We start from the raw sequence: 19,620 nt of genomic DNA, 5'->3' as shown, positions 1-19,620 counted from the left end.
GGCCCGGGTCCCTTCCACCGTTCCAGCGGTGCGGCGCGCCGGTCAGTAGACCGTCACGTCGAAGCCGAACCACTTCTCGGACAGCGCCTTGGTGGTGCCGTCGGCCTTCACCGAGTCCAGCGCCTTGTCGAACATCGCGCGCAGCTCGGTGTCCTCCTTGCGGATGCCGACCGAGGAGCCGCGGCCGAGGATGCCGCCCTGGAAGCGCGGACCCGCCATGGTCATCTCGGCGTTGGCCGGCTCCTCGATGGCCGTCATCAGGTAGGCGGGCGAAGCGATCACCGCGTCGATGCGCCCGGCCAGCAGGTCGAGGTCATGCTGCTCGGTCGCCTTGTACTCGCGGATGGTCAGCTCGTCGCCGAAGGTCTCCTGCATGAAGCGGGCCGAGATCGCCGAGCTCTGCACGCCGATGGTCTTGCCCTTCAGCAGCGGGCGGATCTCCTCGATCGCCTTGGCCGCACCCTCGGGGTTGTTGGCGAGGTTGAAGAGCTCGCCCTTCAGCGGCAGCTGCTCGAGATCGCTGCCCTTGAGCACGCCGAAGGTCTGGCCGGTGGAGCCGTAGGGCTGCGAGAAGGAAATCACCTCCTCGCGCTTCTCAGTGGCCGACATGCCGGCCATGATCGCGTCGTACTTGCCCGCGAGCAGGCCGGGGATGATGCCGTCCCAGTTCTGCGCGACGAGGGTGCATTCGACCTCCATCCGCTCGCAGAGCACCTTGTAGAGATCGACCTCGTAGCCGGTCAGCGTGCCGTCAGCCTCGGTGAAGTTCCACGGCGCAAAGGCGCCCTCGGTGGCGATGGTGACGTGGGTCCAGTCCTTGGCCTCGGCGCTGGCGGCGATGGCGGCAAGGCCGAGCGAAGCGGCGATGACGGTCTTTTTCATTGTGTATTCCCTTGTTGGTCTTTGGTTGGTCTGTTGCTGGTCTAATCGGGGCGCGGCGCCGGTCAGGTCGTGGCGAAGCGCTGGAAACGCTCGGAGCCGCCGCCGCCGAAAAGCTCGGCCGGGCTGCCCTCGCAGTCGATCTGGCCCTCGTGCAGGAAGACGACGCGGTTCGAGACGTCGCGGGCAAAGCCCATCTCGTGGGTGACGACGAGCATGGTACGGCCCTCCTCGGCGAGGCCGCGCATCACCCGCAGCACCTCGCCCACCAGTTCCGGGTCGAGCGCCGAGGTCGGCTCGTCGAAGAGCATCACGTCGGGGTGCATGGCCAGCGCGCGGGCGATCGCGGCGCGCTGCTGCTGGCCGCCGGAAAGCTGCGCGGGATAGGCGTCGCGCTTGGCGGCGATGCCGACCTTGTCGAGGAAGGCGAGCGCCTCGTCCTTCGCCTCGTCCTTCGAGCGGCCGAGCACGTGGACCGGCGCCTCCATGACGTTCTCGAGCACGGTCTTGTGCGACCAGAGGTTGAAGGACTGGAACACCATCCCGACCCGCGCGCGCAGCTTCTGCACTTTCACGGGGTCGGCGGGTTTCGACTTCCCGGCGCGGTCGGTGACCAGCTCGATGCGCTCGTCGCCGATCCAGACCTCGCCGCCCGAGGGCGTCTCGAGCAGGTTGATGCAGCGCAGCATGGTGGACTTGCCCGAGCCCGAGGAGCCGAGGATCGAGACCACCTCGCCCTGCCGCGCCTCGAGATCGACGCCGCGCAGCACCTCGTTCGCGCCGAAGGATTTGCGCAGGCCGCGCAGGCGGATGGCGGGAGAGGTCATGGCTTGGCTCCTGTCAGGCGGGTGTCGGTCGCGGTCTTGGCAGCGCTGACCGGGCGCAGATGCGCGGTCAGGCGGTGGTCGGCAAAGGCCACGATGCGGGTCAGCACGAAGTTGATCGCGAGGTAGATCGTGCCCGCGGCGGCGAAGACCTCGATCACCCGGTAGGTGTCCGAGATCAGCTTGGCGGCGAGGCCGGTGATCTCCATCAGGGTGATCATCGAGGCCAGCGAGGTGGCCTTGCAGAGCAGGATCAGCTCGTTGCCATAGGCGGGCAGGGCCTGGCGCACCGCCTGCGGCAGCACGATGCGGCGGAAGGCGAGCCAGGGCGACATGCCGCAGGCGATGGCCGCCTCGCGCTGGCCGTGGCCGACCGACTGCAGCCCGCCGCGCACGATCTCGGAGCCGTAGGCCCCGGTGTTCAGCGCCAGCGCGAGGATCGCGCACCAGAAGGGCTCGCGCAGCACCGGCCAGAGCGGGCTGCTGCGCACCGCGTCGAACTGGCCGAGCCCGTAGTAGATCAGGAACATCTGCACGAGCAGCGGCGTGCCGCGGAAGACGAAGATGTAGAACCGCGCGGCCCGCTGCAGCCAGAGCGGCCCCCAGAGCCGGGCCGAGGCGATGGCAATGGCGATCACGACGCCGATCGAGACCGAGAGCGTGGCCAGCAGCAGCGTCAGCGGGATCCCGGCCGAGAGCGTGCGCACGGTCTGCCAGAGGAAGGGAAAGTCCATGAGGTTACCTCTGCAGCCCGCGGTTGAAGTGCCGCTCGGCGCGGCCGAGGATCAGCCCCGAGCCCCAGGTCACGACGAGGAAGAGCACCGCCGCGGCGAAGAAGAAGTAGAAGGGCTGGCGGGTCGAGCCGGCGCCGATCTGCGCCTGGCGCAGCAGCTCGACGACCCCGGTGACCGAGACCAGTGCGCTTTCCTTCAGGGTGATCTGCCAGACGTTGCCCATGCCGGGCAGCGCGTGGCGGGCGGTCAGCGGCAGCACGATGCGGCGGAACATCGTGGCGCGCGACATGCCGATGGCGCAGGCGGCCTCGATCTCGCCGGGGTTCACAGCGCGGTAGGCGCCGCGGAAGACCTCGGCGTGCTGCGCCGCCGAGACGACGCCGATCGCCATCGCCCCTGCCGCGAAGCCGGGCAGGTCGAAGAAGCCCTCGTGGCCGAGACCGCGCATGAGCTCGGTCAGCATCATCGAGCCGCCGAAGTAGAAGAGGTAGATCACCAGGAGGTCGGGGATGCCGCGCAGCACGGTGGTGTAGGTCCCCGCGATGCCGCGCAGCACCGGCCCGCCGCGCAGCTTGGCCCAGGCCAGCAGCGCGCCGAGCGTGCCGCCGATCAGGTAGCCCGTGCCGGCGACGGCGAGGGTCATCAGCGTCGCCTGCAGCAGGGCGGGGGCCCAGCCATCGGGGCCGAAGCTCATAAGCTCGAAGAATCCGGGTCGGTCCATGATCGGCTCTCGCTTGGGGGTCAGGCCGGAACCGGCAGGTCCGGCGCCACGTCGTCGGGCAGCGGGTTGACGAAGGGCCGGCCGTCGCGGCGGCGCTCGAAATCCGCCTTGGCGGCGGCAAGCTGCGCCGGGTCCTCGATCACCGCCTTGGCGGTGGCGGCCATCACCTTGGCGGCATGGACCATGCCCTTGTGCGCGATGCCGGACTGACCCTGCGCCACGAGCTGCCAGGAATGGCCCGGCGTGCCGATGGCATAGGTCGCGCCGCGCACCTGCACGGTGGGCACGACCCAGCTGACGGTGCCGACATCGGTGGAGCCGACGCCGCCGCCCTGGCCCTGGGTGAGCGGCGCGATGAAGTCGCAGAGTGGCAGGTCCATGCGCGGCGCCACGCCGAAGCGCTTGAAGGCGGCGCGGATCTCCTCGGGGGTCAGCGTCTTGCGGATTTCCTCGGCGAAACGGTGGTCCTCGGCGTCGAAGGCGGGCGGTCCCAGCCGTTCGAGCTGGGCGTGCATCAGCTCTTCCAGCGGCGTGTTGCCGATCAGGTTGGCGTCGCCCGAGAGGACGCGGTCACGCACCGTGGTGCCGGTCATCAGCGCCGCGCCCTCGGCGACCTTGCGCACCCGCTCGACCAGCGGCAGCAGCTCGTCGAGCTCGCGCGCGCGGATCAGGTAGCGCACCGCGGCGTAGGGTTGCACGACGTTGGGCGCGTGGCCCCCGGCATCGGTGATCGCGTAGTGGATGCGCGCCGAGTCCACCATGTGCTCGCGCAGGAAGTTCACGCCAACGTTCATCAGCTCGACCGCGTCGAGCGCCGAGCGCCCGAGTTCCGGCGCGGCGGCGGCATGCGAGGACCTGCCCTCGAACTCGAAGAGGATCTCGTTGCAGGCCAGCGAGATCGGCGTGTTGACCGCGGCAAGCGGCGCGGGGTGCCAGCAGATCGCCACGTCGACGTCGTCGAAGAGCCCGTCGCGCACCATGAAGCCCTTGCCCGAGCCGCCCTCCTCGGCGGGGCAGCCGTAATAGCGCACCCGGCCGGGGCGGCCGGTCTCCTCGAGCCAGCCCTTCAGCGCGGCGGCCGCCAGCATCGAGCCCGCGCCCAGCACGTTGTGACCGCAGCCATGGCCCGGCGCGCCCTGCTGCAGCGGGGACTTCTCGGCCACGCCCGCCTTCTGGCTGAGGCCGGGCAGGGCGTCGTACTCGCCGAGGATCGCGATCACCGGCCCGCCGCTGCCGGCCTCGCCCATCACCGCGGTCGGCAGCCCGGCAACGCCGCGGGTGACGCGGAAGCCCTCGGCCTCGAGCATCTCGGCGTGTTCGACGCAGGAGCGGACTTCGGCGAAATTGGTCTCCGGCATCTCCCACACGCGGTCGGACAGGGCGCAGAACGCCGCCTCCCGCGCGTCCACATGGGGCCAGATGCTGTCGGTGTTGCTGGCGGTCATAATGATTGCCTTCGTGGTCCTGCCTGATATTGGCTGTATTATTGGTGCCAATTTTGGTGACATTGCAAGATCGAAGTTTGTGCAATCTGAAAACGGCAAGGCTGCGGAGAGCTTGCACGGCACCACGAAGCGATTCCCTCGCCACGGGGCATCGGGTAGATACGGGAGAGGGGACAGGGGCAGGACATGTCAGAAGACGCCGAGAAGATCACCGAACGGCTGGCGCAGGACCTGCGCGCGGGGCTGTTCACGCCGGGCTCGTGGCTCAAGCAGGTCGACCTGCAGAAGCGCTACGGCGTCGGCCGCGCGCCGGTGCGCAAGGCGCTCGAGACGCTCGCCGGGCGGCGGCTGATCCGCCACGAGAAGAACCGCGGCTACTCTGTCCACCCGGCCGACACCGAAGAAGCGGACCAGGTGCTCGACATCCGCGTCGCCATCGAGACCGGTTTCGCCGAGGCGATCTGCCGCAATGCCGCCGAGGCGCAGGTGACCGAGCTCGGCCGGCTCGCCGCGGATTTCGAGCGGATCGCGGTGAACGGGCCGTTCCACCTGCTCTATGATGCCAACCTTGCCTTCCACCGCGAGCTGCTCGGCTGTGCCCGCAACCCGTCGATGGTGGCGCTGGTCGACGACCTGAGGATGCGCACCTCGCCGGCCCCGGCCTCGCAATGGCTCGACCGCTCGCGCATCGAGCGCTCGGCGCGCGAGCATTTCGACATGGTCGCGGCGGTGCGGGCGCGCGACGGCGCGGCGCTGGCCGGGCTGATCCGCGACCACATCCTGCAGCGCGCCGACTGAGCCGCGCCGGCGCCGGGCCTTGGCGCGGCGCCGGCGAAGCGGCTAGATGAAGGCAACTCGCGACGGGGAGGCGCGCCATCGAAAATCCATCACGCCTGCTGGCGCGGCTCCGCTTCCGTCAGGTCCGCTGCTTTCTCGAGGTCGCGCGGCGCGGCAGCTTCATGGCCGCCGCGGATGTGCTGGGGCTGACCCAGCCCGCCGTCTCGCGCTCGATCCGCGAGCTCGAGACGACGCTCGACGTCACGCTCTTCGACCGCTCGCAGCGTGGCGCGGTGCTGACCGTGCATGGCCGCAAGCTCTTCGATTCCGCCGAGGCGGCGATGGCGCTGCTCACCGAGGGGTTGCAGGCGACGCAGGACATGGGCGGCAGCCGCGAGCTGCTGCGGATCGGGGCGCTGCCGAATGTCTGCGGCCTGTCGCTGCCGGGGATCGTCGAGGACTTCCAGCAGCTCTATCCGCACACCACGGTGCGCGTCGTCTCGGGCTCCAACGCCGAGCTGCTGGCACGGCTGCGGCAGGGGGCGCTCGACGTGGTGATCGGGCGGCTGTCGGATTCCACCGCCATGCACGGACTCAGCTTCCAGCACCTCTACGACGAGTCGATCGTCTTTGCGGTCGGGACCGAGCATCCGCTCGCGCAGCCGGGGGCGAGGATCGACCTCGGGCTGATGCTGGAGCAACCCATGCTGGTGCCGATCCCGGGCACGATCATCCGGCAGGAGCTCGAGCGCTTTCTGGTCAAGAGCGGCTTCGTGGCGCCGGACTTCGCGATCGAGTCGGTGGATGCGGGGTTCAACCTCAAGACCATCCGCGCCGCGACCCATGTCGTCGTGACGGTCGAGGCGCTGGTCGCCGACGCCCGTGCGGCGGGCGAACTGGTGATCCTGCCGATCTCGGACGACGCGCTGAAGGGGCCGGTGGGGCTGACGACCGTGCCCGGTACGCCGGAGGGCCCGGCGCTGCGCCGGCTCCTCGCGATGTGCCGCGAGCGCCTGTCCCGCGCGCCGATTCATACCGAATTTGGTATGGATCAGGCCGAGAAGGAATAGGTCATTCTCACGTGCAGGATATAGTCTCCGGCCCCAGAGGAGAGATCCGAACTGGAGGAGAGCGGATGTTCAAGACCCTGAAATTCATGACGGTGGCCACCGTGCTCGCGGGCAGCGCGCTCGCCGCGCAGGCCGAGACGCTGGGCATCGAGGGCGGCGGCAGCGCCTCGCTCACCGGCATGGTGCCGCAGACCTGGGCGCAGTTCACCGCCGAGGCGGGATATGATCTGCAGGTCTCGCTCGGACAGGTGCTGACCCGCTCGGTGATGAAGGTCGGCGCCGGCCAGCTCGATCTCGCCGTCGTGCCGCCTCCCGCCTATGGCGCGATGGCACGCGGGGTCGGGCCCTACGAAAAGACCGCCGACCAGGCGAAGGCGCTGGCCGGCAACCTGCGGATGCTCTTCACCTTCCCGGGCGGCTCGTTCCATCCCATCGTCTGGGCCGACAGCGGCATCGAGAGCTGGGACGACATCAAGGGCAAGCGCGTCTACGTCGGCCCGCCCGCCGGTGCGGCCGCCAACCAGGTCCGCGGCATGGTGCGCGAGGCCTCGGGCGGGCTCGAGGACGGCACCGATTACGAGGGCATCCGCCTGCCCTGGGAAGCCTCGAGCCAGGCCTTCCAGGACGGCCAGTTCGACATGTTCGTGATGTCGGCCGCCGTCGGGCAGCAGTCGATCCAGGAGCTGAGCCTGCAGCGCGAGATCCGCATCATCGGCGTGCCGGACGAGGTCGTCGCGGGCGACGGCTGGGCGGATTACCTCGTCGATCAGGCGGTGCGCACCGACGTCGTGCCGGCCGGCACCTACCAGGGCCAGGTCAACGGCGACGCGGACCAGAACATCATGGTCGCGGTGATGATGATGGGCGCGAACAAGGATCTCTCGGACGAGGCCGCCTACGCGCTCACCAGGTCCTTTTTCGAGAACCTCGACAAGATGCAGGCGGCCAACGCGCTGCTCGCGGCGCTGAACACCGAGGATCCCTTCGCCGGGGCGAACATGCCGGTCCACCCAGGCGCGGCGCGCTATTACGAGGAACGGGGCATCACGATCCCGGACGCGCTGAAGGCAGACTGACCAGGAGAGCGGCCCCGACGCGGGCCGGACGAACCGCACCCGGCCCGGATCGAGGGCCGGGGCACCGCCGCCACGCGGCGCAGGGCCCGAGCCGGGCCGGGAGGAGATCTCATGACAGAGTCGATCGCACGCAGGGTGAAGACCCTGCACCGGGCAGGTCTTGCCGTTGGACTGCTCATCGCCCTCGTCGGGCTTGCCAACGTGCTGCCCACCTACGGCGTGCTGCCGCGCGTCGGGCCGTTCGAGCTCGACTGGTTCCGGCCGCTGTTCTACTGGCTGTGCTTCCTCAGCTTCCTGATCTGGGACGCGCTGCGCCTCGCCCGCGAGGACCGGCTCACGGTCTTCCACCTGGTCGGCTACGCCGTGGCGCTCGGGCTGATGAGCTGGGTGTCCTGGGACTACTACCAGGTCTCGATGGTGCTGAAGGACAGCTTCATGTTCTTCACGGCGCGCGAGGCCTGGATGGCGACGATCCCCGCCGTGCTCTCGATCATCGCCTGCTGGCGGCTCTGGGGCGCACCCATCGCCATCCTCGGCGCGGTGGTCTTCGCCTATCTCGCCACCGGCCCCCACTGGCCGGGGGTCTTCCAGACCATCGTCGGCGACCTGAACGAGTTCATCGCCCAGAACACCTGGTACGACGCGAGCCAGGGCATCCTCGGCAACATCATGGGCATTGTGCTCTCGACCGTGCTGCCCTTCATCATCCTCGGCGCCGTTCTTGAAGGCTGCGGCGCGGGCGGCTCGATGATCCGCATCTCGTTCCACCTGATGCGCCGCTTCCGCGGCGGCCCGGCCTACGCGGCGATCTCGGCCTCGGCGCTTTTCGGCACCGTCTCGGGCAGCGCCGTGGCCAACGTCGTCGGCACCGGCGTCGTCACCATCCCGATGATCCGCCGCCGCGGCTTCTCGAACAACTTCGCCGGGGCGGTCGAGGCCGCCGCCTCCACCGGCGGGCAGATCCTGCCGCCGATCATGGGTGCCGCCGCGCTGGTCATGGCCGACATCGTCGGCGTCAGCTACCTCGCGGTGATCCTCGCCGTGCTGATCCCGGCCATCGCCTATTACGTCAGCCTCTTCCTCGCGGTCTTCTTCGAGGCCGAGAAGCTCGGCATCACCGCGCGCGCGGAAGACGAGGCGCTCGAGCCGCCGAGCGGGCAGGACTGGATCAACCTCGCGCTGGTCTTCGGGCCGATCGCGCTGATCGTCTGGCTGCTGGTCTCGGGCCTGTCGCCCGCCGGTGCCTCGATCGCGGCGATCTTCCTGCTCTTCCCGATGAGCCTCATCAACCCCGCGATCCGCCGCGCGCCGTGGAAGCTGGTCGAGGCGCTGGCCGAGGGCGGCAAGACCGTCGCGCAGCTCGCCATCGCCATCGCCATGGTCGGCCTCGTGGTCTCGACGCTGAACGCCACGGGCATCCCGACCAAATTCGCCGTGCTGCTGGCCAATGCCGCGAGCAGCTCGCTCATGGCCGCCCTGCTGATCGCCGCCGCGGGCTGCATCGTGCTCGGCATGGGCATGCCGACGCTGCCCGCCTACATCGCCATCGTCGCGGTCATGGGCCCCACGCTCACCGGCTTCGGCGTCGAGCTGCTGACCGCGCACATGTTCGTCTTCTTCTTCGGCGTCGCCTCGGTGATCACCCCGCCGGTGGCCATCGCCGCCTATGCCGCCGCCTCGATATCGCATGGCAAGCCGATCGGCACGGCGGTCGAGGCGACGCGGATCGGCGCGATGATCTTCCTCGTGCCCTTCGCCTTCGTCTACAACCCGGCGCTGCTGCTGGGCACCGAGGCCGCCGCCAATGCCTCGTTCGGCTTCGTCGCCTTCTCGCTGCTGACGCTGGCGGCCTCGCTCTACCTCGCGTCGAGCGCGCTCATCGGCTTCGACAGGCAGCGCCTGCCGATCTGGGAGCGCCTGCTGCGCCTTGCCTGCGCCTTCACCCTCCTGTCGCCCCACGTGCTCGCCGGCCTTGCCGCGCTGGGTCTGGGCACCGCGCTCGCCGTCTGGCGGCGAAGCGCCAAACTCCAGATTGCCGAGGCCCTCTGATGTCCGACCGTCCCAGCTTCATCCTGTTCATCACGGACCAGCACCGCGCCGATTTCCTCGGCTGCTACGGCCACCCGATCGTGCGCACGCCGAACATCGACGCCATGGCGGCGCGCGGCACCGCCTTCGACCGGTTCTACGTGGCGAGCCCCGTCTGCATGCCCAACCGCGCCAGCCTGATGACCGGGCGCATGCCCTCGGGCCACGGCGTGCGCTTCAACGGCATCCCGCTGTCGCAGCGCAACGTGACCTTCGTCGAGCTGCTGCGCGACGCGGGCTACGACACGGCGCTGATCGGCAAGAGCCACCTGCAGACCTTCACCGGCATTGCCCCCGTGCTGACCCCGCCCGAGGCGCGCCCCGGCTACTACAAGGCCAACGGCGAGCTGAGCGAGGCGGTGCGCAACGATTTCGCCACCCCCGTCTACCGCGTCGAGGAGCCGGATTTCTGGTCGGGCGAGATGCCCGCCGTGCCCGTGCCCTTCTACGGCTTCAACCATGTCGAGCTGGTCACCGGCCATGGCGACCACGTCGGCGGCGACTACACGCGCTGGCTTCTGGAGCGCGAGCCGGACGCGGGCGCGCTCATCGGCGAGGAGAACCAGCTGCCGCACGACTATACCTGCCCGCAGGCGGTGCGCACGGCGATCCCGGCCGAGCTCTACTCGACCTCCTACATTGCCGAGCGCGCCTGCGCATGGCTCGAGGCGAGGAAGGACAGCGACCGTCCCTTCTTCCTGATGGTCAGCTGGCCCGACCCGCACCACCCGTTCAACCCGCCGGGGGAGTACTGGGACATGTACAGCCCCGACGACATGCCGGTGCCCGTCGCCTTCACCTCGAACGACTGGACACCGCCGCCGCACGTGGCGGGGGTTCTGGGCGCGCGCGAAGACGGCAAGGCCAACCTCAGGGGCATGAACGCCATCGGCTGCTCGGCGCGCGAGGCGCAGGAGGCGCAGGCGCTGACCTGCGGCATGGTCACGATGATCGACGACGCGGTCGGCCGGGTGCAGGGCGCGCTCGCGGACACCGGGCGCGGCGGCGAGACCGTGACCATCTTCACCTCGGACCACGGCGACCACCTCGGCGACCACCGGCTGCTCTTCAAAGGCTCCGAGCAATACGAGCAGATCACCCGCGTGCCCTTCGTCTGGGCCGACCCGCAGGGAGCCCAGGGCACCCGCAGCGACCGGCTCGGCCAGACGCTGGACATCGGCGCCACCATCCTCGAACGGGCGCGGATCGAGCAGGCCTGGGGCATGCAGGGGCGCGACCTGATGTCGGCGGCCACCGCCCCCGACGGCGTGCTCATCCAGTACGCGCACCAGGCACGGATGGACGGGCTCGGCGTCTGCCCCAACGTGCACAGCTTCCGCGACACGCGCCACCGGCTCTCGGTCTTCCAGGGGCTGGGCTGGGGCGAGCTCTACGACCTCGAGGCCGACCCGGACGAGCTACACAACCTCTGGGACGCGCCCGAGGCGGCGCCGGTCAAGGCGCGGCTGCTCGAGCAGCTGATGCAGGCCGAGCTGGTGCATACCGAGACCGCCCCGGCGCCCGTCGCCCGCGCCTGATCCGATGAGCCACGAGAGCACATCGCCGCGCGCCCTCCGGGCGCGCGTCAGCGCCTTGCTTCCCGACTGGATCCCGCTGACCACCCGCCAGAGCCTGCGCGACGACCTCATGGCGGGGCTCACCGGCGCGACGCTGGTGCTGCCGCAGGGCGTGGCCTTTGCCGCCATCGCCGGGCTGCCGGCGGAATACGGCTTCTACACCGCCATGGTCTCGACCCTGGTCGCGGCGCTGCTGGGGTCAAGCTGGCACGCGGTCTCGGGGCCGACCACGGCGCTGTCGATCATGCTCTTCGCCACGCTCTCGGGGCGCTACGTGCCGGGCTCGCCCGAGTACATCGCGGCCGCGATCACCCTGTGCCTGATGGTCGGGATCATCCAGCTTGCCTTTGCCGTGGCGCGGCTCGGGGCGCTGGTGGATTTCGTCTCGCACTCGGTGATGACCGGCTTCGTCACCGGCGCCGCGATCCTCATCGCGCTGAGCCAGATGCAGCACGTGCTGGGGGTGCCACTTCCCTCGACCAGCGACCTAGGCGCCTTTCTCTCGGCCCTCCCGAGGGCGGCGCTTGGACCGGATTGGCGGGCGCTGGCGGTCTCGGGCACGGCCTTCGGCATCGGTCTGGCGATCCGGCTCTGGCGGCCGCTCTGGCCGAACTACCTCGTCGCGCTGACCCTCGCCACCGGCCTCAGCCTCGCGCTTGGCGGGGCGCAGGCGGGCATCGCCACCATCGGCCCGCTGGGAGAGATCGTGCCCGGCATGGCCGTCCCCGCGCTCTCGCTCGGCGACCTGCGCGAGTTCGGCGGCGGCGCCATGGCCATCGCCATCGTCGGGCTGCTCGAGGCGCTGTCGGTCTCGCGCGCGCTGGCGCTGCGCTCGGGGCAGATGATCGACGGCAACCGCGAGTTCCTTGCCCAGGGCCTGTCGAACGTCATCGGCAGCCTCTTCCGCTGCTACCCGAGCTCGGCCTCGTTCACCCGCTCGGGGATCAACTACGACGCGGGCGCGCGCTCGCCGCTTTCGGCGATCCTCTCCTCGGCCTTCCTCTTCGGGATCCTGCTGCTGGTCGCCCCGGCCTTCGCCGTGGTGCCGATCCCGGGCATCGCCGGGGTGATCATGCTGGTGGCCTGGCGGCTGATAGACTTCCGCGAGATCCGCCACCTCGTCACCTCCTCCTCGACCGAGACGATCATCGCCGGGGTCACCTTCGTCACCGTGCTGCTGGTCGATCTCGAGACGGCGATCTACGTCGGCGTGCTGCTCTCGCTCGGCTTCTTCCTGCGCGGCGCGGCGCGGCCCTTCCTCGGGCAGGGTGCGCCGGATCCGTCAACCCCGGGCCGGGTGTTCAGGCACGCCGCGCCGAACGGGCTCGAGGAATGCCCGCAGCTGATGGTCTGCCGGCTCGACGGGCCGCTCTTCTTCGGCTCGGTCGAGTTCCTGCGGCGCGAGTTCCGCCGGCTCGAGCGCGAGCGCCCGCTGCAGAAGACCATGCTCTTCATCGTCAAGGGCGGCGGTGACATCGACCTTGCGGGCGCGGACCTGATCCTCGACGAGGCGCGCCGGCGCGAGCACCTCGGAGGCGCGCTGCACCTGCAGGTGAAGACGCCGCGCACGCTGACCAAGCTCGCGCGCTTCAAGGTGCTGCGCGCGCTGACCCGCGAGCGGCTGCACCTGTCGAAGGGCGACGCCATCGCCGAGATCGTGCCGAGGCTCGACGGCAGCATCTGCGCCACCTGCGACAAGCGCATCTTCCTTGAATGCGCCGGCCGGCCCGGTGCTGCGCGCAAGGCGGGCTGAAGGGCGGCTTTTCTCTTGCAGGGCCGGGGTATAGCCTCGATCCCGCAGACAAGGCGGTGGGCAGGGAAAGGCAACAAGACCATGCGGTTTCGCGGATTGGATCTGAACCTGCTGGTCGCGCTCGAGGCGCTGCTCGACGAGAGCAGCGTCAGCGCGGCGGCGGCGCGGCTCAACCTCAGCCAGGCGGCGACCAGCAACGCGCTGGCCCGGCTGCGCGATCACTTCGGCGACGAGCTGCTGGTCCGGGTCGGGCGGCAGATGGTGCAGACCGACCGCGGGCGGGTGCTGCACCGCGAGGTCGCGGCGGTGCTGCGGCAGATCGAGGCGCGGGTGCTGGTGCCGGGCGATTTCGACCCCGCGGCGCAGGACCGGCAGGTGACCGTCATGGCCGCCGAGGCGGTCTCGCTGGGCTTTCTCGCCCGGGTCGGCCGCGAGGTGCGGCGCCTTGCGCCGCGCGTGCGGCTGGTGGTGCGCCCGCTCGGCGGCAACCCGCAGGCGCAGCTCGACCGAGGCGAGATCGACCTGCTGGCGATCCCGCTGCAATACGCTGCCGCGGGGCACCCGCAGGCGCCACTCTACGACGAGCCCTTCTCGGTGATCTGCTGGCGCGACGCCAGGATCGCCGCGCGCCCGCTGACCGCCGAGGCCTATGTCGGCGCCGACCACGTGCTGCTGGAGCTTGGCCCCGACCGCAAGACGCCGATCGACCGCATCCTCGTCGAGCAGCTGCACGGCCAGCTTTCGGGCAGCGTCACCGTCTCGGGCCACGCGGCGGTGCCCTGGCACGTGCTCGGCACCGAGCGGCTCGGCACGCTGCCCGAGCGCACCGCGCGGCAGTTCGCCGAGGTGCTGCCGCTGGCGGTGCGCGCGCTGCCCATCGCGATCCCGGTCAACCGGCTGGTGCTGCAATGGGGCCGCCATGCCGAGGGTGACACCGGCCTGCGCTGGCTGCGCGAGCTGATGCAGCGCCTTGCCGGGGACGCGGGCCAGGGCACGGCAATATATTCACCGGACCGATAGGTCGCGGTCCAAACAATCAATTTCCGCTTGGGTCGGTTCTGCCGGATAACTCGGACCGACAAGGCCCGAAGACCGAAGCGGAAGGACAGCACATGCGTTTCAACGAATTGCCCGGAGAGGTTGCGCCCTATGGCATCCGCGCGGGCATGGGGCCGCGGCGGCTTGTCGGCGGCATGGTCGCCTCGGCTTACGCGGGTGCGGCCGAGACCGCTGGAGCCTTCGCGCTGTCGATGCTGACCGGCGGGCGCGACGCGGGCCTGCCGATGCTGCGCCATGCGGGCTGCCACGTCGCGCTGCAGGTGCTCGAGGGCGAGATCGAGCTTTCCATGCAGGGCGCCTGCTGGCGGCTGGTCGGGGGCGACTACGCCTCGATCCCGCCGGGCACCGAGTACGGCCTGCGCATGACGCGGCTGCGCAACCGCGCGATGATCTTCCACACCGGGGCCGAGGCGGGCGGGCTGCTCTCCGGGCTGGGCACGCCTTACGAGGGTTACGTGCAACCCGACCGGGACGCGGGGACATGGGCGGACCTGACCGGGGCCAGCGCCACAGGCTGCGACACCGAGATCCTCGGCGCGCTGCCCGGGGATCTGCCGCTCTGCGCGCCGCTGCGCGAGGTGCCGGAGGGGGCGGTTCCCTACGCGCTCGAGGCGGGCTGCGGCGCGCATCTGGTGGTGGCGGACCAGCTCTTCACCTTTGCCGGGGGCAATGCGCAGAGCGACGGGCGCTTCCTCACCCTGCTGACCGAGGGGCCGCAGGGGCCGATGATCCCGCCGCACATGCACCTCAGGCACGACGAGACATTCTTCTGCGCCGCCGGGCGCATCCGCATGCGGGCGGGGGAGGAGGAGCTCGAGCTGGCGCCCGGCGACTTCCTATTCGTGCCGCGCGGCACGCCGCATGCCTTCCAGTTCCTCGAGCCCTACACCAAGATCATCGGCTGGCTGGTGCCCGGCGTCTTCGAGGAGTTCTTCTACACGCTCGGAGATCCCACCGACCGCACCGTCTATCCGCAGGTCCCGCCGCCCTTCCGCTTCGACCGGGTGCTGGCAAAGCTCGACACGCTCGACATCGTGCCGCTGGGACGGCCCGAGGGGGCAAAACCCGGGGTCGAGGCATGAGCCGCGCCGAACTGCCCGCGCTGCGCCCCGGCGTGCGCCTGCTGGCCGACCAGGTCTTCTCGCGCGCGGGCGGCGTCCCGCGGCTGGCGGATGTCTACCTGCCCGATTGCGCCGGGCCGCACCCGGCAGTGATCTTCCTGCACGGCGGCGGCTGGCGCTTCGGCGACCGGCGGCTGGCGCCGGACCTGTCGAGGCACTTCGCCGAAAGCGGCTATGCCATGGTCTCGATCGACTACCGGCTGAGCACCGAGGCGCTGTTCCCCGCGCCGGTGATCGACACCGCCACCGCGGTGCGCTGGTTGAAGACGCAGGCCGCGCATTTCGGCATCGACCCGAAGCGCATCGCCCTGCTCGGCTCGTCGGCGGGTGGCCACCTCGCGAGCCTCGCGGCGCTGGCCCCGGCGGAGTTCACCTCGGACGAGTGGCCGGGCGTGACGTCCGAGGTGGCCGCGGTGGTCGACGGCTACGGGCCGGTCAACTTTGCCCTGCTCGACGCGCAGCGCGATCCCGCGGCGCTGCCCGGCACCGATCCCGAATCCGCGCACCTGCCGCCCGCGCGCCCGATGACCGATCCCGAGGCTTTGGAGTGCCTCTTCCTCGGCGGCACGGTCGCCACGCTGCCCGAGCGCGCCGCCGCCGCCGATCCCTCGCGGCGGGCGCGGGCCGTTGCGCCGCCCTTCCTCATCCTGCACGGCAGCTACGACAGCGCGATCCCGTTCGCGCAGAGCCGCGGCCTCTTCGATGCGCTCGACGCGGCGGGGGCGCGGGCCGAGCTGCTGAGGATCGAGGGGCTGGGTCACGGCTTTCTCAACCGCACGGATCTGGACGCCTCGGGCCCGCGCGGGATGCTGCGCTGGCGCAGCGCGGCGGCGGGCGGCGAGTCGGAAGTGCCGGTCCAGGCCCCGGTCTGGCCGACGATCCGCGCATTCCTGGACAGGACGATCGGCGCCTGAGGAGGGCGCCACGAGGGGAGGAGGACCCGAGATGACGACACGACTTTCGCTGCCCGCACTGATGCTGGCCGCGGTGCTGGCGCTGCCCGTGTCGGCGCAGATCACCGACACGCCCGAGGCGCTGGCCGCGCTGCAGGGGCTCGGCCGCGAGATGTCGCGCGAGATGGTTGGCGGCACGATGAAGCTCTACGGCCAGATGCTGGCCGGGGCGGACGATGCCGGGCTTGCCGTCGCCGCCGACCAGCCCTACGGGCCGGACGCGCGCAACCTGCTCGACCTGCGCGCGCCCGAGGGCGCCGCGGCGCTGCCGGTGGTGCTGCTGGTCCATGGCGGCGGCTTCGTGCGCGGCGACAAGGGCGATATCGTCAACATGGCGCGCTGGTTCGCGCGGCAGGGCGTGGTCGCGGTGACGATGAACTACCGGCTCGCGCCCGCCGCGCACTGGCCCGCCGGGGCCGAGGACGTGGGCGCGGCGCTCGGCTGGCTCTCGGCGCACGTGGCCGAACACGGCGGCGATCCGTCGAAGATCGTGGTGATCGGCGATTCCGCCGGGGCGATGCATGTCGCCGACTACGTCTTCCGCGAGGAGCTGCAGCACGCGGGAGATGGCGTGATCGGGGCGGTGCTGATCTCGCCCCCGGTGGCGGACCTGCGGGCGCGCGCCCTCGATCCCGAGCGCGACCTGCTCTACTACGGCGCCAAGGGGGACCGTGCGGCGCAATCGGTCGTGGGCGCGGTCGCGGGGCGCGAGATCCCGGTGATGATCGCCTATGCCCAGAACGAGCCCGACGTGATCATCGACCAGACCCGGCGGATGATCGAGGCGCTGGCCGAGCGCGACGGCCGCCTGCCGCTGATCGTCTCGGCGCCGGGGCACAACCACATCTCGATCGTCAGCCATTTCGGCACCGCCGACGACACTTTCGGCCGCGACCTGCTGGGTTTTGTCACCCTGCAGGCGCTGCTCGCCGGTCAGGAGGGCTGACACATGACGGGCGCGGGAAGGCGCTCAGCCGTCTTCCCGCGGGGCCGGCGTGCCGAGATCCTTAAGCACCGCGTCGGCGGTGCGCTCGTAATGGCGGGTCAGCGCCTCGGTCGCCTTCTCGCTGTCGCGGTCGAGCACCAGCTGCAGGATCGTGGCGTGCTCGTCCTTGACGTGCCGGGTGGTGAAGACCTTGCGGATCGACAGCATCCGGTAGCGGTAGAGCCGGTCGGCAAGCTGCTCGCAGAACTCCAGCAGCGGCGTCGAGCCGCAGCGCGAGATCAGCACCTTGTGGAAGTCGCGGTGCAGGCGCTCCCACTCGGGGTTGTCCTCGAAGCGCTCGGGGTCGAGCGAGCGCGGCGTGCGGGTCAGGCGGTGGTGGGCGATGATCAGCTCCTCGTCCCACTCGGGCGTGGCATGGGCAATCGACTCGCGCAGGGCCAGCGCCTCGAGCCAGCAGCGGGTCTTGGTCAGCTCGCGCAGCTCGTCGAGGTGCACCGGCTTCACGTAGAAGCCCCGCTGCACCCGGCTTTCCACCAGCCCCTCGGAGGACAGCCGGTTCAGCGCCTCGCGCAGGGGCGTCTGCCCGGCGTCGTAGCGCTCGGTGAGCAGCTTCATCTGCAGCTTCAGCCCCGGCTCGAGTCGCCCGGTCAGGATGTCCGTGCGCAGCCGGTCGTGAATCGATCCGGCAAGGCTCGTCGTCTTGGCGCTGTCTGGCGGTCTGTGGTCCATCCGGTCCCCGTCTCTCTTCCTTGGCCTCTCTATACATTACGCATCTCGAAAAGAAAAAATATAAATTATGTTGATGAGTCTGAGTTTGTATATTACCCAAGGATCAGCGGCGGCCTCCGGGATGCGCCGGAGGAGGGACCGCGATGCGCGGCGTGACGGGAGACACGGTGTGAAACTTGCGACGGTGAAGATTGCCGGACGGCAGAGCTGGGGGATCGTGACGGAGGAGGCCTTCGTCGATGTCGGCGCGGCGCTGACGGCGCGCTATGCGGACCTCCGGGAGGCGATCGCGGGCGGGCTCGCCGGCGTGGCCGAGGCTGAGGCCGGGGCGCAGGCCTATCCGCTGGCCGAGGTCGAGTGGCTGCCGGTGCTGCCGAACCCGCCGAAGATCCTCTGCGTCGGGCTCAACTACGAAACCCACCGCAAGGAGACCGGGCGCAGCGAGGTCGCGCATCCGACGATCTTCGCCCGCTACGCCAACAGCCAGACCGGCCACCTTGCCACGATCCCGGTGCCGAGAGTGTCGGACAACCTCGACTTCGAGGGTGAGCTGGCCATCGTCATCGGCAAGCCCGGCCGCTACATCCCGCGCGCCGAGGCACTGAGCCACATCGCCGGCTACGCCTGCTACAACGACGGCAGCATCCGCGACTACCAGCGCCACACCCACCAGTTCACCCCGGGCAAGAACTTCCCCGGCACCGGCGCCTTCGGTCCCTGGATGATGACCCCGGACGAGATGGGCGAGATCGGTCCGCAGGCGATCCGCACCCGGCTCAACGGCGAGATCGTCCAGGAGGCGCATTTCTCGGACATGATCTTCGATCTCGCGCGGATCGTCGAATACTGCTCGGAGTTCACCGAGCTCGAGGTCGGCGACGTCATCGCCACCGGCACGCCCGGCGGGGTCGGGGCCAAGCGCACGCCGCCGCTCTGGATGCGCGCGGGCGATGTGGTTGAGGTCGAGATCGAGGGTCTCGGCACGCTGCGCAACCCGGTCGCCGCAGAGGCCTGACCGCAGGCGGGGAGGAGGACCCATGCTCACGCTCTACCACGGCCCAACCAGCGTCTGCTCGCAGAAGGTCCGCGTGGGCCTCGCCGAGCTGGACCTGCCTTACGAGGGCGTGCTGCTCGACCTGCAGAAGGGCGACCAATTCGCGTCCGATTACCTGCAGCTCAACCCTGCCGCCGTGGTGCCGACGCTGGTCGACGACGGGCTGGTGGTGGTCGAGTCGAGCCTGATCCTCGACTACCTCGACCGCGAGAAGGGCGGCGGGCGGCTCTCGCCGAAGGGCCGCGCCGCCGAGGTGGCCGCGGCGCACTGGCTGCTGCGGACGCTGGATATCCACGCGGCGATCAACACGCTCTCCTTCTCGACCGCGATGCGCGGCGCGATCCGCGCCAGCCGCACGCCCGGGGAGATCGCGCAGATGCTGGCGCGGATGCCGGACCCGGTGGCCCGGATGAAGCGTCGGATGCTGTTGGACGAGGGGCTGGATGCCATCTTCGTCGAGCAGGCGCTGCGCCAGTTGCGCCGCGCCTTCGGCGACATGCAGGCGGCGCTGGGGCAGGGGCCCTGGATGATGGGCGAGGCCTTCTCGAAGGTGGACGTCGCGCTGGTCGCCTATGTCGACCGGATCGAGCGGCTCGGCTTCGCCGGGCTCTGGCTGGAGGAATTTCCGGCCATCGGGAAATGGCTGGCCGCGATGCAGGCGCGGCCCAGCTATGCCGCGGGGATCGCTGCCTTTGCCGATGCGGCGGGCAGCGAGAAGATGCGGCAGGGCGGCTCGGCACATTGGCCCGGGCTCGCGCGCAAGTGGGAGGACCTGCGCTGACCGGACCGGGAGGGGACCGGCAGGACACGAGAT

At 70.3% G+C, this 19,620-nt stretch carries 18 protein-coding genes; 12 read left to right on the top strand and 6 right to left on the bottom strand.

All coding sequences use genetic code 11. From position 1 onward, the window contains the following. Nucleotides 1–42 precede the first annotated feature (42 nt). From PVT71_RS23555 to PVT71_RS23535, 5 genes are all read right to left on the bottom strand, one after another. Nucleotides 43–882, bottom strand: a complete 840-nt coding sequence (locus PVT71_RS23555) for a transporter substrate-binding domain-containing protein (RefSeq protein WP_353475955.1) — start codon at nucleotides 880–882, stop codon at nucleotides 43–45. 62 nt (nucleotides 883–944) lie between these two features. Next, nucleotides 945–1,706: an ATP-binding cassette domain-containing protein gene (locus tag PVT71_RS23550; protein ID WP_353475954.1), complete on the bottom strand. Its 762-nt coding sequence runs from the start codon at nucleotides 1,704–1,706 to the stop codon at nucleotides 945–947. After that, nucleotides 1,703–2,437 carry an ABC transporter permease gene (locus PVT71_RS23545; RefSeq protein ID WP_353475953.1) on the bottom strand — a complete coding sequence of 245 codons (735 nt, stop codon included), beginning with the start codon at nucleotides 2,435–2,437 and terminating at the stop codon, nucleotides 1,703–1,705. Before PVT71_RS23545 ends, PVT71_RS23550 begins: the two co-directional genes overlap by 4 nt. A gap of 4 nt (nucleotides 2,438–2,441) precedes the next feature. Continuing rightward, entirely contained in the window at nucleotides 2,442–3,158 is a 717-nt protein-coding gene (locus PVT71_RS23540) for an ABC transporter permease subunit (protein WP_353475952.1), read from the bottom strand. 20 nt (nucleotides 3,159–3,178) lie between these two features. Beyond that, a complete protein-coding gene (locus tag PVT71_RS23535; protein ID WP_353475951.1) occupies nucleotides 3,179–4,603 on the bottom strand; it encodes a M20 family metallopeptidase in 1,425 nt (474 codons plus the stop codon). 186 nt (nucleotides 4,604–4,789) lie between these two features. On the opposite strand from PVT71_RS23535, the gene PVT71_RS23530 reads away from it, so the two are divergent. The 10 genes from PVT71_RS23530 (at nucleotide 4,790) to PVT71_RS23485 (ending at nucleotide 17,023) form a co-directional block, all read left to right on the top strand. Next, on the top strand, nucleotides 4,790–5,401 hold the full coding sequence (locus PVT71_RS23530) for a GntR family transcriptional regulator (RefSeq protein ID WP_353475950.1): 612 nt from the start codon (nucleotides 4,790–4,792) through the stop codon (nucleotides 5,399–5,401). 77 nt (nucleotides 5,402–5,478) lie between these two features. After that, a complete protein-coding gene (locus tag PVT71_RS23525; protein WP_353475968.1) occupies nucleotides 5,479–6,450 on the top strand; it encodes a LysR substrate-binding domain-containing protein in 972 nt (323 codons plus the stop codon). A 65-nt stretch (nucleotides 6,451–6,515) separates the two neighbouring features. Then, entirely contained in the window at nucleotides 6,516–7,526 is a 1,011-nt protein-coding gene (locus PVT71_RS23520) for a TAXI family TRAP transporter solute-binding subunit (RefSeq protein WP_353475949.1), read from the top strand. A 111-nt stretch (nucleotides 7,527–7,637) separates the two neighbouring features. Continuing rightward, nucleotides 7,638–9,575 carry a TRAP transporter fused permease subunit gene (locus PVT71_RS23515; RefSeq protein WP_353475948.1) on the top strand — a complete coding sequence of 646 codons (1,938 nt, stop codon included), beginning with the start codon at nucleotides 7,638–7,640 and terminating at the stop codon, nucleotides 9,573–9,575. Continuing rightward, entirely contained in the window at nucleotides 9,575–11,152 is a 1,578-nt protein-coding gene (locus tag PVT71_RS23510) for a sulfatase-like hydrolase/transferase (protein ID WP_353475947.1), read from the top strand. The genes PVT71_RS23515 and PVT71_RS23510 overlap by 1 nt, the downstream gene beginning before the upstream one ends. Before the next feature lie 4 nt (nucleotides 11,153–11,156). Continuing rightward, nucleotides 11,157–12,944, top strand: a complete 1,788-nt coding sequence (locus PVT71_RS23505) for a SulP family inorganic anion transporter (RefSeq protein WP_353475946.1) — start codon at nucleotides 11,157–11,159, stop codon at nucleotides 12,942–12,944. Between the two features lie 81 nt (nucleotides 12,945–13,025). Next, on the top strand, nucleotides 13,026–13,964 hold the full coding sequence (locus PVT71_RS23500; RefSeq protein WP_353475945.1) for a LysR family transcriptional regulator: 939 nt from the start codon (nucleotides 13,026–13,028) through the stop codon (nucleotides 13,962–13,964). 92 nt (nucleotides 13,965–14,056) lie between these two features. After that, entirely contained in the window at nucleotides 14,057–15,085 is a 1,029-nt protein-coding gene (locus tag PVT71_RS23495) for a cupin domain-containing protein (protein ID WP_353475944.1), read from the top strand. After that, nucleotides 15,082–16,038, top strand: a complete 957-nt coding sequence (locus tag PVT71_RS23490) for an alpha/beta hydrolase (protein WP_353475943.1) — start codon at nucleotides 15,082–15,084, stop codon at nucleotides 16,036–16,038. The genes PVT71_RS23495 and PVT71_RS23490 overlap by 4 nt, the downstream gene beginning before the upstream one ends. A gap of 31 nt (nucleotides 16,039–16,069) precedes the next feature. Further along, a complete protein-coding gene (locus PVT71_RS23485) occupies nucleotides 16,070–17,023 on the top strand; it encodes an alpha/beta hydrolase (protein WP_353475942.1) in 954 nt (317 codons plus the stop codon). A 24-nt stretch (nucleotides 17,024–17,047) separates the two neighbouring features. Here the strand turns inward: PVT71_RS23485 and PVT71_RS23480 are convergent, their stop codons facing one another. Then, on the bottom strand, nucleotides 17,048–17,752 hold the full coding sequence (locus tag PVT71_RS23480) for a GntR family transcriptional regulator (RefSeq protein WP_353475941.1): 705 nt from the start codon (nucleotides 17,750–17,752) through the stop codon (nucleotides 17,048–17,050). A gap of 169 nt (nucleotides 17,753–17,921) precedes the next feature. On the opposite strand from PVT71_RS23480, the gene PVT71_RS23475 reads away from it, so the two are divergent. Together PVT71_RS23475 and PVT71_RS23470 are read left to right on the top strand one after the other, a co-directional pair. Then, nucleotides 17,922–18,767 carry a fumarylacetoacetate hydrolase family protein gene (locus tag PVT71_RS23475; RefSeq protein WP_353475940.1) on the top strand — a complete coding sequence of 282 codons (846 nt, stop codon included), beginning with the start codon at nucleotides 17,922–17,924 and terminating at the stop codon, nucleotides 18,765–18,767. Between the two features lie 22 nt (nucleotides 18,768–18,789). Then, the gene (locus tag PVT71_RS23470; RefSeq protein ID WP_353475939.1) at nucleotides 18,790–19,587 is read left to right on the top strand and encodes a glutathione S-transferase family protein; all 798 of its coding nucleotides are present in this window, start codon (nucleotides 18,790–18,792) and stop codon (nucleotides 19,585–19,587) included. The last annotated feature ends 33 nt before the right edge of the window (nucleotides 19,588–19,620 follow it).

Source organism: Salipiger sp. H15 (assembly GCF_040409955.1).
GTDB lineage: Bacteria > Pseudomonadota > Alphaproteobacteria > Rhodobacterales > Rhodobacteraceae > Salipiger.
This window is presented reverse-complemented; position numbering and strand designations above follow the sequence as displayed.